At 67.7% G+C, this 13,356-nt stretch carries 13 protein-coding genes; 8 read left to right on the top strand and 5 right to left on the bottom strand.

Going from position 1 to position 13,356, the window contains the following annotated elements; translation table 11 throughout:
* Positions 1 to 36 precede the first annotated feature (36 nt).
* Positions 37 to 690, top strand: coding sequence for a 3-oxoacid CoA-transferase subunit A (locus ABL312_RS07305; RefSeq protein ID WP_349360728.1), 654 nt, complete (start codon positions 37 to 39; stop codon positions 688 to 690).
* Positions 690 to 1,343 carry a 3-oxoacid CoA-transferase subunit B gene (locus tag ABL312_RS07300; protein ID WP_349361359.1) on the top strand — a complete coding sequence of 218 codons (654 nt, stop codon included), beginning with the start codon at positions 690 to 692 and terminating at the stop codon, positions 1,341 to 1,343. The genes ABL312_RS07305 and ABL312_RS07300 overlap by 1 nt, the downstream gene beginning before the upstream one ends.
* Positions 1,344 to 1,359: 16 nt before the next feature.
* Here ABL312_RS07300 and ABL312_RS07295 read toward each other — a convergent pair whose 3' ends face one another.
* Entirely contained in the window at positions 1,360 to 1,797 is a 438-nt protein-coding gene (locus ABL312_RS07295) for a hypothetical protein (RefSeq protein WP_349360727.1), read from the bottom strand.
* Between the two features lie 127 nt (positions 1,798 to 1,924).
* Here ABL312_RS07295 and ABL312_RS07290 point away from each other — a divergent pair, with 127 nt between their 5' ends.
* Together ABL312_RS07290 and ABL312_RS07285 are read left to right on the top strand one after the other, a co-directional pair.
* Positions 1,925 to 2,776, top strand: a complete 852-nt coding sequence (locus ABL312_RS07290) for a helix-turn-helix transcriptional regulator (RefSeq protein ID WP_349360726.1) — start codon at positions 1,925 to 1,927, stop codon at positions 2,774 to 2,776.
* Positions 2,777 to 2,942: 166 nt separating this feature from the next.
* The gene (locus ABL312_RS07285) at positions 2,943 to 5,714 is read left to right on the top strand and encodes an HAD-IC family P-type ATPase (RefSeq protein ID WP_349360725.1); all 2,772 of its coding nucleotides are present in this window, start codon (positions 2,943 to 2,945) and stop codon (positions 5,712 to 5,714) included.
* A gap of 398 nt (positions 5,715 to 6,112) precedes the next feature.
* Here ABL312_RS07285 and ABL312_RS07280 read toward each other — a convergent pair whose 3' ends face one another.
* The 4 genes from ABL312_RS07280 to ABL312_RS07265 all read right to left on the bottom strand — a co-directional run bounded on the left by ABL312_RS07280 (position 6,113) and on the right by ABL312_RS07265 (position 8,435).
* The gene (locus tag ABL312_RS07280) at positions 6,113 to 6,334 is read right to left on the bottom strand and encodes a hypothetical protein (protein ID WP_349360724.1); all 222 of its coding nucleotides are present in this window, start codon (positions 6,332 to 6,334) and stop codon (positions 6,113 to 6,115) included.
* A gap of 1 nt (position 6,335) precedes the next feature.
* Positions 6,336 to 6,998 carry a CDP-alcohol phosphatidyltransferase family protein gene (locus tag ABL312_RS07275; protein ID WP_349360723.1) on the bottom strand — a complete coding sequence of 221 codons (663 nt, stop codon included), beginning with the start codon at positions 6,996 to 6,998 and terminating at the stop codon, positions 6,336 to 6,338.
* Positions 6,999 to 7,081: 83 nt separating this feature from the next.
* A complete protein-coding gene (locus ABL312_RS07270; protein WP_349360722.1) occupies positions 7,082 to 7,699 on the bottom strand; it encodes a LysE family transporter in 618 nt (205 codons plus the stop codon).
* The gene (locus tag ABL312_RS07265; protein WP_349360721.1) at positions 7,680 to 8,435 is read right to left on the bottom strand and encodes a phytanoyl-CoA dioxygenase family protein; all 756 of its coding nucleotides are present in this window, start codon (positions 8,433 to 8,435) and stop codon (positions 7,680 to 7,682) included. The genes ABL312_RS07270 and ABL312_RS07265 overlap by 20 nt, the downstream gene beginning before the upstream one ends.
* A gap of 175 nt (positions 8,436 to 8,610) precedes the next feature.
* Between ABL312_RS07265 and ABL312_RS07260 the strand changes: the two genes are divergently transcribed.
* The 4 genes from ABL312_RS07260 to ABL312_RS07245 are packed head-to-tail and all read left to right on the top strand — an operon-like array spanning position 8,611 to position 13,324.
* Complete coding sequence (locus tag ABL312_RS07260; RefSeq protein WP_349360720.1) at positions 8,611 to 9,210, top strand: CDP-alcohol phosphatidyltransferase family protein; 600 nt, start codon at positions 8,611 to 8,613, stop codon at positions 9,208 to 9,210.
* Positions 9,210 to 10,826, top strand: a complete 1,617-nt coding sequence (locus tag ABL312_RS07255) for a B12-binding domain-containing radical SAM protein (RefSeq protein ID WP_349360719.1) — start codon at positions 9,210 to 9,212, stop codon at positions 10,824 to 10,826. The genes ABL312_RS07260 and ABL312_RS07255 overlap by 1 nt, the downstream gene beginning before the upstream one ends.
* A 60-nt stretch (positions 10,827 to 10,886) precedes the next feature.
* Positions 10,887 to 12,188, top strand: a complete 1,302-nt coding sequence (locus ABL312_RS07250; RefSeq protein WP_349360718.1) for an isocitrate lyase/phosphoenolpyruvate mutase family protein — start codon at positions 10,887 to 10,889, stop codon at positions 12,186 to 12,188.
* Complete coding sequence (locus ABL312_RS07245; RefSeq protein WP_349360717.1) at positions 12,188 to 13,324, top strand: iron-containing alcohol dehydrogenase; 1,137 nt, start codon at positions 12,188 to 12,190, stop codon at positions 13,322 to 13,324. Before ABL312_RS07250 ends, ABL312_RS07245 begins: the two co-directional genes overlap by 1 nt.
* The last annotated feature ends 32 nt before the right edge of the window (positions 13,325 to 13,356 follow it).

The following is a 13,356-nucleotide window of genomic DNA, read 5'->3' as shown; positions in this document are numbered from 1 at the left end:
TTCGTCTGTGCCGGACGGCAGACGACGCGAGGCGACATGAAACACGCAATCAAGGTTGAGGAGGCGGCGGCTCTCGTGCCCGATGGTGCGACCGTCCTGATCGGCGGCTTCATGGGGGTCGGCTCCCCCCATCGCATGATCGACGCGCTGGTGGCGCGGGGCGCGCGCGATCTGACGATCGTGGCCAACGACACGGCGGCGCCCGGCAACGGCATCGGCAAGCTGATCACCGCCGGCGCGGTGCGCAAGGCGATCGTGTCGCATATCGGCCTCAACCCCGAGACCCAGCAGAAGATGATGTCGGGCGAGCTGGAGGTCGAGCTCGTGCCGCAGGGCACGCTGGTGGAGCGTATCCGCGCCGCCGGCGTGGGGCTCGGCGGGGTGCTGACCGCGACCGGGATCGGGACGCTGGTGGAAGAGGGCAAGCGGATCGTCGAGATCGACGGCGCCCGCTATCTTCTGGAAACGCCGATCCATGGCGATGTGGCGCTGATCGCCGCGCGCCAGGCGGACTACGTCGGCAATCTCGAGTATTCGCTGACCGCGCATAACTTCAACCCGATCATGGCGATGGCGGCGACGACGGTGATCGCCGAGCCGCATCTGATCGTGCCCGTCGGCGTGATCTCTCCCGATGCGGTGAAGACGCCGGGCATCCTGGTCGACCATCTTCTGGAAAGGGCCGCGTGATGGAGGCGAAACAGATCATCGCGCGCCGGGTGGCGCAGGAAGTCCAGCCGGAAACGCTGGTGAACCTCGGCATCGGTCTGCCGAGCCTTGTCGCCAATTACCTGTCGCCGGACGTGCATGTGTTTTTCCAGGCGGAAAACGGCGTGATCGGGCTCGGCGCGCGGCCCGAGGAGGGCATGGAAGACCCCGACCTCACCGATGCCGGCGGCGGCTTCGTGACGGCCGTGCCGGGGGCCGCGTCCATCGACAGCGCGATGAGCTTCGGCCTCATTCGCGGCGGGCATCTCGACATGACGGTGCTCGGCGGCCTTCAGGTCGATGCGCGCGGTTATCTCGCCAACTGGATGGTGCCGGGCAAGATGGTGCCCGGCATGGGCGGGGCGATGGACCTCGTCTCCGGCGCGCGCCGGGTCGTCGTGGCGATGGTCCACACCGCCAAGGGCGCGCCGAAGATCGTGCCCGAATGCACGCTGCCGCTGACCGCCGCCCGGCGCGTCAGTCTGATCGTGACGGAAATGGCCGTCATCGAACCGACCGACGACGGTCTCGTGCTGCGTGAGCGCGGCCCCGGCGTTTCGGTCGAGGATATCGTCGCCGCCACCGCGGCCGAGCTGATCGTGCCGGCCGAGGTGCCGGAGATGCGCCTCGCCTGAGGCGCGGCTTGCGCGGTCAGGCGCCGGCCGGGGCGGGCGTCTCGCCCCGGCGCAGGCGGCGGAGCAACAGCAGCGCCAGCGTTTCGGGCACCAGCGCCAGGATCGCGGTGGTCGCAAGCTCCACGCCTTGCGCCGCGTCATAGGCGGGCGAGGCGGCGGCGAGGCCGGCCGAGAGCACGTCGCCGAGCTCGATCGCGATGCATCCGAGGATCAGGATCACAAGCCTGCGGTCCAGCCAGCCAAGCGCGAGCGTGGCGACGACGAGCCCGGCGATGACGATGTCGCGGATCGCCCAGACGCGGACCATGTAGGCCATGTTCGGATTGGCGGCGGGGTCGATGCCGAAGGAGCCCATGACCCATTCCGGCGCGATGTAGCCGGCCAGTCCGAGGCCGGCGCGCACGGTGCACATCAGTCCCAGCAGGAGGATGATCCAGAGTTTCAAGGAAGCCATTGTGTCGCCTCATGGTTGACGTTGTCGGGTCGATGGGCATCATCGCGTCTGGGGACCGCCGGTCGGCAACGATCAGCGGCTCATAATCGACGCGATCTGCAAGCCCCCGAGACCGGAGACGCGCGCCATGGGACGCCCGACATTCGCAGGTGTGCTCGCCGCCTTGCGACGCGAGCGGAGGCTGTCGCAGCTCGCGCTGGCGCTGCGCGCCGGCGTCAGCCAGCGGCAGATCAGTCTGCTCGAATGCCGCCGCGCCACGCCGCGCCGGGCGACGGTGGCGCGGCTGGCGGGCGGCCTTGCGCTTGACGCCGTCGAAACCCGCGCGCTGTTCGAGGCGGCCGGCTTTGCGGTGCCGCGCGAGGGCGCGGCGGCGTCCGCCCGATCCGCTACGCATGAGCCCTTCGGGCACACGTCCCGTCCTCCTCACGCCGCCGCGCTCGCCATCGTGCGTCAGGACCTCTCCCCCTGGCCGCATTGCGTCACCGACGGGGCGGGGGAGATCCTGCATGCCAGTCCGGCCTTCGAGGCCCTTATCGCCCTTGCCTTCGACGGCGGGGACGTCTGGTCGCGGGTGACGCCGGGCGGCGGGCGCAATTTCTTCGATCTGTCGGTGCATCCGGACGGCTTGCGCCGGTGCCTCGCCAACCCGGAGGAGATCCTGCCGGGCGTCAGCCGGCGCTTGCGGCTGGCCGCACTTCGCTCCGACGCGGCCCGCGCGGTGCTGGAGCGCAACCGCCCGCATCTCGACCCCGGGGCGGCGCGGGGCGAAACGGGCGCCGACCGGGGGTCGAGCGAGGGCATCGCCGAGCGGTACCGCGTGGCCGGGCGCGATCTCGCCTTTCGCCCGCTCGAGGCCGTTCTTGCGACGCCCGAGGCGGGAGAGGCGACCGACCTGCGTCTCGACGTCTTCCTGCCGGCGGACGGCGAGAGCCGGTCCTGTGTCCTCGGGCTATCGACTGCCGGGCATGACCCTGCGTGAGCGCGCGCGGACACGCTGCGGTGGTTTGGCGCATCTCTTCGCGTTGACAGACACATGACCAGGTCGGAAAACCGACAGGTGCGTTGACAGCCTTTCACACTCTTCTGAGACGGTGCGGTGCACGGGGGGAGCCGACAACCGTCACTGATCGGGATCACGTCGTTTCATGAAATCGTCTCATGCAGACCGGCCGACGCCGGCCCCTTCGAAACCGCAACAGGGCGAGACGCCTCCGCAGAGCGAAGCGGCGCGCTGGCACGACCGATCCGTCGAGGATGTGCTGGATCGCCTGTCCGCGACGCGCGACGGTCTTTCGGCGGTCGAGGCAGGCACGCGATTGCGCGCCACGGGGCCGAACCGTCTGCCCGAGCCGCCGCGCGCCGGGCCGCTCGCCCGGTTTCTGCGTCAGTTTCACAACCTCCTGATCTATGTCCTGCTGGCGGCCGCGTTCGTGACGGCGGTGCTCGGGCATCTGGTGGACACCGGGGTGATTCTCGCCGTCGTGCTGGTCAACGCGGTCATCGGCTTCGTGCAGGAGGGGCGGGCCGAACAGGCGCTTGCGGCGATCAAGGACATGCTGGCCCCCGATGCCCGGGTTGTGCGGGACGGACGAAGGACGCTGGTGCCGGCGGAGGACCTGGTGCCGGGCGACGTGGTGCTGCTCGAACCCGGCGACCGGGTGCCCGCGGATCTGCGGGTGATGACGGCCCATGGGCTGCGCATCCAGGAAGCGGTCCTGACGGGCGAATCCGTGCCGGTGGAGAAATCGAGCGACCCGGTCGCGGCGGAGGCGCCGCTCGGCGACCGGCGCGGCATGGCCTTCAGCGGCGCGCTCGTCGCGGCCGGCACCGGCCGTGGCGTCGTGGTCGCCACCGGTGCTGCGACCGAGATCGGCCGCATCAGCGGCATGCTCGACACGGTGGAGACGACCACCACGCCGCTGCTCAGGCAGATGGAAGGCTTCGCCCGCACGATCACCTTCGCGATCCTGGTGATCGCGGCGGCGATCCTCGGCTTCGGCTATTTCGCCAGCGGTCTCTCCTTCGCCGAGATCTTCATGGCCGTCGTCGGCCTGTCGGTGGCCGCGATCCCGGAAGGGCTGCCGGCGATCCTCACCGTGACGCTCGCCATCGGCGTGCAGGGCATGGCGGCGCGGCGCGCCATCGTGCGCCGCCTGCCGGCCATCGAGGCGCTCGGCTCGGTCTCCGTGATCTGCTCGGACAAGACCGGCACGCTGACCAAGAACGAGATGACGGTCGCCTCCGTCGCCACCGCGCGGCGCATCTTCCGGGTGACCGGCACCGGCTACGCGCCGCATGGCGGCTTCTCGCTTGAGGGCCGCGAGGCCGATGTGGCGGACTATCCCTTGCTGGGCGATCTGGCGCGCGGCGCGATCCTGTGCAACGACGCGGAGATCGCCGAGAGCGACGGACAGTGGACCGTCACCGGCGATCCGATGGAGGGCGCGCTGGTGTCCTTCGGCTGGAAGGCCGGGATGGAGCCCGACGCGCTGAGGAAGGCCAATCCGCAGACCGACGCCATTCCCTTCGACGCGCAGCATCGCTTCATGGCGACCCTGCACCACGATCACGCGGGGCGTGCCGCCATTCACGTCAAGGGCGCGCCGGAACGCATCCTCGCCATGTGCGCCTTTCAGCACGGCGAGGAGAACGGCACGCAACCTCTCGACACGGACTACTGGACCGCGCGGGTGCAGGAGATCGCGGCCGAGGGCCATCGCGTGCTGGCCATCGCCACCAAGGCGGCCGATGCGTCCAGGCAGACGCTGACCTTCGCCGATGTCGACGGCGGTCTGACGCTTCTGGGCCTTGTCGGTCTGATCGACCCGCCGCGGGACGAGGCGGTGGCGGCGGTGGCCGACTGCCGTGCCGCCGGCATCCGCGTGAAGATGATCACCGGCGATCATGCGGGCACCGCATCCGCCATTGCCCGCGCGCTTGGCCTGGAGAATGCCGAGGAGGTCCTGACCGGCGCGGAGATCGACACGCTGGATGCGCCGTCCCTGCAACGCGCCGCGCAACGCATCGACGTCTTCGCCCGCACCAGCCCGGAGCACAAGCTGCGGCTGGTCGAGGCGCTTCAGGCCGGCGGGGCGGCGGTTGCCATGACCGGCGACGGCGTAAACGACGCGCCGGCGCTCAAGCGCGCCGATATCGGCGTCGCGATGGGGCGCAGCGGCACCGAGGCCGCCAAGGAGGCCGCCGAGATCGTTCTGGCGGACGACAATTTCGCGACCATCGCCGAGGCGGTGCGGGCGGGGCGCACGGTCTACGACAACCTCAAGAAGGCCATCGTCTTCCTGCTGCCGGTCAACGGCGGCGAGGCGCTGGCGCTCATTCTGGCCCTGCTGCTCGGACTGACGCTGCCGATCACGCCGGTGCAGATCCTCTGGGTCAACATGGTGAGTTCCGTGGTGCTCGCCATGGCGCTCGCCTTCGAGGGCGCGGAGGCCGACATCATGCGCCGCCCGCCGCGCCGTCCGGACGAGCCGATCCTGTCGCGCTTCGTGCTGTGGCGGGTGGCCTTCGTCTCGCTTCTCTTCTGCGCGGGCATCTTCGGGATGTTCACGCTTGCGCAGGCGCAAGGCGCGAGCCTGGCGGAAGCCCGCACCATCGCCGTCAACACGCTGGTGGTGATGGAGATCTTCTATCTCTTCTCGGTGCGCTTCCTGAACACGACATCGCTGACGCTGAAGGGCGTGCTCGGCACGCGCCCCGTCCTGATCGCGATCACGGCGGTCACCGGCCTGCAGTTCGCCTTCACCTATGCGCCCTTCATGGAGACGTTCTTCGACACCCGTCCGCTGAGCCTTGCCCAAGGTCTGACGGTGGTGGCGGTCGGACCGCTGCTGCTGCTGATCCTGGAGATCGAAAAGCGCGTCCTGCGGCGTCGGTCTGCGGCGGGGCAGGGGGCCTGAGCCTTGCGCGGCGGCGGCCGCAAGAGGGACTCGGACCAGCGTTTCGGGGCCGTCGGTCGCGCGGACCTGACGGCGAGGCTTCGGGGTCCGCGTGAGGAGCGCAATTTCGCGCGGGCGGGCGGGCACGCTGAACGCCGCGTCAGTCTCGGCCGCATCCGCCATTGCCACGCGGCCTGACATGCAAAGCGGCTTGTGACACCGCATTCCTACGTCCGGCACTTTACGTCCGGCACTTTACGTTCGGTGCTCTACGTCCGGCACCCACGTCCGGCACACGGATCAGGCAGACGTGACGGATCCCTCGCACGCCGGGTGTACGCGGGAATGAGCCGCCAAGCGGTGCATCGGCGCCGGCCGGACCGGCACCGATGACCCTGCGTTTCGATCGCGGTCTCGTGTCAGCGCTTGGCCTTGGCCATCACCGCGGCGAGAGAGGCGGCGAGCGAGGCCTGGCTGGCGAGCTTGCGGAGATTGTCGCTGAGGCTCGCAAGGACCTTCGGGTCCAGGCTCTTGCCGGAACTCGCCTGCTTCAGCGCATCCATCGGCCCTTCGGAAATCTTGAGCATTACTCCGCTCATCGACGCAATGACCCGATCCTGAAATTCGTTGAACTCTGCCATGTCACTCCTCCCTGGGAGAATGCTCATCTTCAACGCGGCGATCATAGCCCTTCTCCCATAGGTAGTAAATAGACGACACGCATATGAAGGTTGCGGCGGCGAACAGCGTGTAGGCGATCAGGCCATAGTGGGGAAGGCCGAGGAGGCCCGATATCCAGAAGACGTTGGAATTGATCGGCATGAGGGGCAGGAGCGTGCCCGTCATGCGGTGCAGCATGCCGTAGTGGCGTTCCGGATGCATGGCGCCGTTGATGATGAAGAAGACCTGATGAAACATCTGGTCGGCGACGAGGGGGATGGCCGTCAGCAGGACCGGGCTCACCTCGGGAAAGACCTGCGCGCCATAGCCCTGGACGATGCCGACGATCAGGCTCGCCTGGCTGATCCAGTGAAGCACCTGCTCCAGAAAGGCGCCCGAGACGCTCGGGCGTTCGCGGGCCCGTGCGAGATCGCCGTCGAGACAATCGAAGAAACCGGCGAGCAGGATCAGCCCGGCGCCGAGCCGCGCCGACGCCGGCGTGCCTTCCGCGAAGGCGAAGGCAGCGCCGAGGTAGCTTGCGAACCAGCAGGCCGTGAACACGTCCGGGGCGACGGGCAGGGGGACGAGACGCCGCGCGAGCGCGCGGGAGAGCGGGCGCATCGGCCGGTAGATATATCCGTCCATGAACTGCTCCCCGTTTCACCTGTCGCCTGTTGGCTGTCGTATGTGGTGCGTCGGTGGCCGTCGGCCGCGGGACGGGCTCCGCCTCAGATCGTCCCGGTCAGGAGATCGCCCGCGACCTTGACGAGCGTCAGGGCGAGGAAGGCGAAGAGCACCGCATTGGTGAGCGTCTGCATGCGCGGGCTCATCAGGACGCTCGACAGCGCCCCGCACAGCCGCGCGATCAGCCCGTAGTAGAGGAAGGTGTTGAGGGTGAGGATGGCAAGGACGCTCAGGGCAACTGCGCCGTTGAACTGCAATCCGGTGGAAAAGATGAGCACGGAAAAGAAGATGATGGATTGCGGATTGGCGATATAGAGCACGAAGAGTTGCGGCGGGCCGATGGTTTCGGTTCCAATGCCCGGGGCGGTCGGTCTGAGCAGCTTGCGGGCGATCTTCCAGCAGAAGAAGCACAGGATCGCGATGGACACGACCGCCATGACCCGGCGCGTGGCCGGCTCCATCAGGACCGAGGAAAACGCGAGGACGCTGAGGCTCGACAGCGCGAAGGCGCCGACCGCCAGCGCGCCGGCGGTGCGATAGCCCGCCGCGACGCCGCCGGCCACCGTGTTGGTGATCACCGCGCTCGTGTTCAGCCCCGGGGTCAGCATCGACGACAGATGGAGCGCCGCGAGGAGCGCCAGATCATTCAAATTCGAAAACACGAAACTTGAACTCATTCTTCCCCCGGTCGCCCTGAAATTCCGACGCCTTCTTCTCGTAGTAGGCCGTGCGCAGATCGATCTTCGGATCGGCCGCGAAGGTGACGAGAAGGTGAAGACTGTCGTGGCTCGACGTGTTGTCGTAGGTGCGATGCGGCGCCTCGCTGTCGAGCAGGATGATGTCGCCGGCATCGGCCTCGATGCCGTAGGGCCGGAAGCTGTTGAACAGCTCCATCGACATCTTGCCCTTATCGTTGTCGAGGCGCCCAAGCCGATGGGCCTTGTCGACCACCTCGAAGCCGCCGCGCTCCGGCGTCGAGGGATTGAGGAACAGGCCGATCGACAGGAAGCGTTGCGCGAAGGCATCCCATCCGGCGGCCGAATCCTGGTGCGGCGCATAGCCCTTGCTGCCCGCGTGGCGGACGTTGACCTTGTCCTTGAAGATCCGCGCCTCGGTGCCGAAATAGGACCGCGCGATGTCGAAAAGCGCTTTTCCGACAGGGCCTTGCGAGAGTGTCGGCAAGGCCTCCCAGATCCGTTCCGCGCGGATGAGGCGGCGCGCGCCGTCGGGCGTTTCCTCGAAGAAATACATCGGCTCGCCGTCGGTCGTCCGTCGTGCGATCAGCCGCTCCACCTCGTCGCGAAATGCCGCCTGCTGATTCGCGTCGAGAAACTGGCGTTCAAGCGCGTGGCCGACGGTCTTGCAGGTTTCCACGCAGTCGGTCTTCGGAGCGACCATCAGACACCTCCCTCGCGTGCATATTGAAATAATACTAGCAAAGATCGTATCGCTATGTCATATGACTGACATAAACGCAATGGGTGTTGTAAAGTGAATTACCCGTCATAAGCGTAATCATGTCGACTGTGCGACAGGTCGGCCAGGCTTCATGCCCGCGATTGAGGGGGGCTGAATGGCAATCTGGCTATCGCGGTACATGGATGCCGCAAACGTCATCACGCTTTCAAACGTCGCAGGCGGCGTCGGCGCCATTCTGGCGGCGGCCTCGGGACACATCGCGCTGGCCAGTGCCCTGATCGTGCTCTGCGGGGCGGTCGACCACATGGACGGCCATGTGGCGCGGGCGCGCAATCCCGACGACAGGCAGGCGCGGGCCTTCGGCGGGTCGCTGGACATGGTGGCCGATCTGATCGGCTTTTCCGTCGCGCCGGCCGTGCTTCTCGCCTGGCTCGGCGGTTTCGCGGCGCCCGCGGTCGCGGCGGCGCTCTTCTATGCCCTGTGCGGCGCGCTGCGGCTCGTGCGCTTCGAGCTCGAGGCGACCGCCGGATCGCGGCTCTACGCCGGCCTGCCGACCACCTATGCCGCCTACCTTTTCGTCATCGCGGTCATCGGCGCCTCGCTAGTCGAGACCGGCCTCGCGCTTCTGATCGGCGCGGCGGTCGGGCTCGGCCTGCTTCAGGTGTCGTCGATCCGCATCAGGAAACCATCGATCGCCGTGACGGCGGGCGTCATGCCGCTCGTCGGTCTGGGGCTCGTTATCTGGAGAATGTGATGAGCGATACCGGAAACGCACCGTCCACATCCTCGGTCAAGACGACGGCCAGGGTCGACTCTCTCAAGAACCTCTTCATCGATCCCGACAAGCAGAGCCCGGTCCGCTATGTGAACACGCTCACGGCGGCGAGCCGGCCGGAGACGCGCAAGGTTCAGCGCGTCATGCTGATCTCGCCGCCGTCGACCCTCTACAAGGGGGACCTGCCGCGCTGCACCTATCCGCTCGGCCTCGGCTACATCGCGGCCGTGCTGCTGGAAAGCGGCTACGAGGTGGAGATCCTCGACTGTCTGGTCGAGGGCTATTACGACACCACGCCGATCAAGGACGACGAGAATTTCCTCACCTACGGCCTGAACCGGGCCGAGATCGCGAAGCGGATCGCGGCCTTCGGGCCGGACATCGTCGGCGTGTCGAGCATCTTCTCCAACCAGTCGGATTCGGTCGCGGAGGTGTTCCGGGCGATCCGCATGGCGGCGCCGGATGCCTATGTCGCCACCGGCGGCGCGCATGCGCGCTACTTCCCGCACAATTACATCGAGGAGTTCGACGTCGACGCGGTGTTCCTGAGCGAGTCCGAGGCGACGTTCCTGCACTACCTCGAGGCGCTCAACGGCCATGGCGAGATCGAGGACGTGGAATCGCTCATCGCGCAGAAAGACGGCGCGCTGATCGCCAACGACATGATGGCGCTGGTGCGCAAGAAGGAACGCAACGCCAACGGCTTCTGGGCGGAGATCGACCACATCCCGTTCCCCGCCTGGCACCTCTACAACATGGAAAAATACTTCGAGATCGGCGCCTATCAGTCGCCCTACACGATCGGCGACCGGGTCGGCCAGATCTACACCAGCCGCGGCTGCACGGCGAAATGCACCTTCTGCACCACGACCAACTTCTGGGGCGGCAAGCTGCGCCGGCGCAGCCCCGAGAATGTCGTCGAGGAGCTGATCGCCCTGCGCGACGGATACGGGATCAACGAGTTCCACATCCAGGACGACAACATCACCAACGACAAGGCGCATGCAAAGCACCTGTTCAAGTATCTGACGGAGCTGAACATGCCCTGGTGCACGCCGCAGGGCACGGCGCTATGGCGGATGGACGAGGAACTGCTGGAGCTGATGGCGGCGTCGGGCTGCTACCAGATCACCTTCGCCATCGAGAGCGGCGTGCAGCGCGTGCTCGACGACCTGATCCGCAAGCCGCTCGATCTCGACCGCACGCGCCATCTCATCGCCTACGCGCGCAGCCTCGGCATGTCGGTGCACGGCTTCTTCATCATCGGCATGCCGCCGATGTTCGGAAAGCCGGGCGAGACCGTCGACGAGATGCGCATGACCTACGACTTCGCGGCCGACGCCGGGTTCGACAGCGCCTCCTTCTTCGCCGCGACCCCCATCGTCGGCTCGGTGCTCCTGTCGGAGGCCATGCGACAGGGCTTCATCGCCAAGGACACGCCGCTCTACCGCATGTCCTACAAGCAAGGATTGTTGAACGTGCCGGGCCTGTGGCGGGGCGAGGAGATCGCCGAGCTGGCGGCGCAGTTCAACACGTCCTTCAACGCCGGAAAGACGCGCAACGCGCGGCGCGAGTGGTCGCAGGGGCAGTACTGACGCCCTGCGCGCGCCGCGGGGTCGGACGTCGGGGAAGGGCGGTCGAGGGAGGACGGTCGAATGACGAAAACGGTTTATGTCGGCATGGTCGGGGACATGCTCCACGCCGGGCATATCAACATCATCAACACCGCGTCGCGGCTCGGCAAGGTGACCGTCGGAGTGCTCACCGACGGCGCCGTCGTCGGCTACAAGCGGCTGCCCTTCCTGCCCTTCGAGGAACGCGCGCGCGTCGTTCAGAACATCGTGGGCGTCGCGTCCGTGGTGCCGCAGGAAAGCCTCAGCTACGCGGAGAACCTGCGCCGCTATCGGCCCGATTGCGTGGTCCACGGCGACGACTGGAAATACGGCGAGCAGATGTTCGCGCGCCAGGAGGTGATCGACATTCTCGCCGAATGGGGCGGCGAACTCGTCGAGGTTCCCTACACCAAGGGCATTTCCTCCACCTTGCTGCATCAGGCGAACGAGGAAGAGGGGATCACCGCGCGTGCCCGTCAGGGGCGGCTGAAGCGGCTCCTGTCCGCCAAGACCACTCTGCGCGTCGTCGAGGCGCACAGCGGCCTGTCGGCGCGGATCGTCTCGGAAGCACGCTCCAGCACCGGAAATGCGGCGTTCGACGCCTTCTGGCATTCCAGCCTCACCGACGCGGCGAGCCGGGGCAAGCCGGATTGCGAGATCGTCGACCGCAGCCACCGCATTCGCACGATCGAGGAAATCTTCGACTGCACGCAACTGCCGATGATCTACGACGGCGACTCCGGCGGCGGGGCGGATCAGGTCTTCGAACTGACCCGGGCGCTCGACAAGATCGGCGTCTCCGCCCTGTGCCTGGAGGACAAGACGGGCGCCAAGCGCAATTCGCTCTACGGCACCAGCAAGGCGCAGGTTCAGGCGCCGATCCCGCTGTTCGTCGACAAGATCAAGGCGTTTCGCAGTGCCGCGCGGTCCGGCGAGATCATGCTGATCGCCCGGATCGAGAGCCTGATCCTCGACCACGGAATGCCCGACGCGATGAAGCGTGCCGAGGCCTACGTGGAGGCCGGCGTCGACGCGCTGCTCATTCACAGCATTTCGCCCGTCGCCGACGAGGTCTTCGAGTTCACCCGCAACATCCGGCGTGCCGGGATCGACGTGCCGGTCTTCGCCGTGCCGACCACCTATTGGCGCACGCCCTTCGCCGCCTTCGAGGACAATGGCATCGACGCGGTCATCTACGCCAACCAGATGCTGCGCGCCATCGTGAAGCCGATCGAGGCGATGGCGCAGGCCATTCTGGACGACGGGCTGTGCAACGAGGAGGCGCACGCGGAGCGTATCGTCAGCACCTCGCGGCTTCTCCAGTACATTCCGGAATATCTGTGATGACGACCGCAAGGGCGGCTCCGCTCGCGCGCGATACGACCGGGAGCCACACGGTTCTCAGGGTCGAGGACGGTGCGGCGGCGACCGGGGCGCTGCTCACGGCGCTCGCCAGCGCGCCGGCCACGCTCGTCGTGGGCGAGACCTGCGCGCGCGCGCCCGCCGTCGCGGCGATCCTCGCCGGCGTGACCTCGGCCGTGCCGGGCTCGCGGGTGGTCGCGGTGGCCGCCCCGCTTCCCGGCGTGGAGTCCGTTCCAGACCTCGCGCCCGACCATCCGGTGGTGGCGATCGGCGGCGGCAAGGTCATGGATGTCGCCAAGCTGACGGCGCTCGGCCTGCCGCCGGCCGAGCTCGCCGCGCGCATCGATGCGGGCGAGACCGCCTTGCCCCGCCGGCGGCACTTGATCTGCCTGCCGACGACGGCCGGGTCGGGCAGCGAGGCGACGCATTTCGCGGTCTGCTATCGCAAGGGGCGCAAGGTGTCCGTCGCGCATCCGTCGCTGCAGCCCGATGTCGCGCTGCTGTGTCCAGAGCTTCTGCGTTCCGCCTCGCACAGACAAAAGACGATTTCCGCGCTCGATGCGGTGGCGCAAGGGATCGAGAGCCAGTTTTCCCGCGCCGCGACGGCGGAGAGCCGCGCGTTCTCGCGCGAGGCGCTGACCGTCGGGTTGCCGGCGCTGCGCGCACTGGCGCGCGATCCGGCCGCCGATGGGCTCGCCGATCTCCAGAACGCCGCCTATTGCGCGGGGCGGGCGATCAACATCGCCAAGACCAATCTCCCGCACGCCTTGTCCTACCATCTGACGCTCGTTCACGCGGTGCCGCACGGGTTGGCGGTGGCCCTCTTCTTCGAACGCTATCTTCGCGCGCTCGACGCGGGACGCACGCGGATGACGGCCCCCTATCGCGACGCCTTTCGCGACGTCTGCCGGACCTTGTGCGGCGCCGACTCCTATCGCGCCGGGACCTGGACGGCCCTCATCAGGGACTGCGGCCTGCCGGCCCGGATCGCGGAACTTGAAACCCAGGTCGACGGCGCGGCCCTGGCGCGCTCGGTCGATCCCGAAAGGCTCGGCAACTTCGCGGACCTGTTTCCGGTCGCGGACTTCACGGCGACGGCGGCGACCGACGCGGCGTGAGCCTGCGGCGGTTGCGAGTGCCAGCGGGCGGA

Source organism: Stappia sp., assembly GCF_040110915.1.
Taxonomy (GTDB): domain Bacteria; phylum Pseudomonadota; class Alphaproteobacteria; order Rhizobiales; family Stappiaceae; genus Stappia.
Note: the sequence above shows the minus strand (reverse complement) of the source record. Positions and strands in the feature narration are given on the sequence as shown.

What these genes read in the sequence shown, in the direction of transcription:
- ABL312_RS07305 (WP_349360728.1), top strand. Translation starts at nt 37, where the DNA reads ATGAAACACGCAATCAAGGTTGAGGAGGCGGCGGCTCTCGTGCCCGAT.
- ABL312_RS07300 (WP_349361359.1), top strand. Translation starts at nt 690, where the DNA reads ATGGAGGCGAAACAGATCATCGCGCGCCGGGTGGCGCAGGAAGTCCAG.
- ABL312_RS07295 (WP_349360727.1), bottom strand. Translation starts at nt 1,797, where the DNA reads ATGGCTTCCTTGAAACTCTGGATCATCCTCCTGCTGGGACTGATGTGC.
- ABL312_RS07290 (WP_349360726.1), top strand. Translation starts at nt 1,925, where the DNA reads ATGGGACGCCCGACATTCGCAGGTGTGCTCGCCGCCTTGCGACGCGAG.
- ABL312_RS07285 (WP_349360725.1), top strand. Translation starts at nt 2,943, where the DNA reads ATGAAATCGTCTCATGCAGACCGGCCGACGCCGGCCCCTTCGAAACCG.
- ABL312_RS07280 (WP_349360724.1), bottom strand. Translation starts at nt 6,334, where the DNA reads ATGGCAGAGTTCAACGAATTTCAGGATCGGGTCATTGCGTCGATGAGC.
- ABL312_RS07275 (WP_349360723.1), bottom strand. Translation starts at nt 6,998, where the DNA reads ATGGACGGATATATCTACCGGCCGATGCGCCCGCTCTCCCGCGCGCTC.
- ABL312_RS07265 (WP_349360721.1), bottom strand. Translation starts at nt 8,435, where the DNA reads ATGGTCGCTCCGAAGACCGACTGCGTGGAAACCTGCAAGACCGTCGGC.
- ABL312_RS07260 (WP_349360720.1), top strand. Translation starts at nt 8,611, where the DNA reads ATGGCAATCTGGCTATCGCGGTACATGGATGCCGCAAACGTCATCACG.
- ABL312_RS07255 (WP_349360719.1), top strand. Translation starts at nt 9,210, where the DNA reads ATGAGCGATACCGGAAACGCACCGTCCACATCCTCGGTCAAGACGACG.
- ABL312_RS07250 (WP_349360718.1), top strand. Translation starts at nt 10,887, where the DNA reads ATGACGAAAACGGTTTATGTCGGCATGGTCGGGGACATGCTCCACGCC.
- ABL312_RS07245 (WP_349360717.1), top strand. Translation starts at nt 12,188, where the DNA reads ATGACGACCGCAAGGGCGGCTCCGCTCGCGCGCGATACGACCGGGAGC.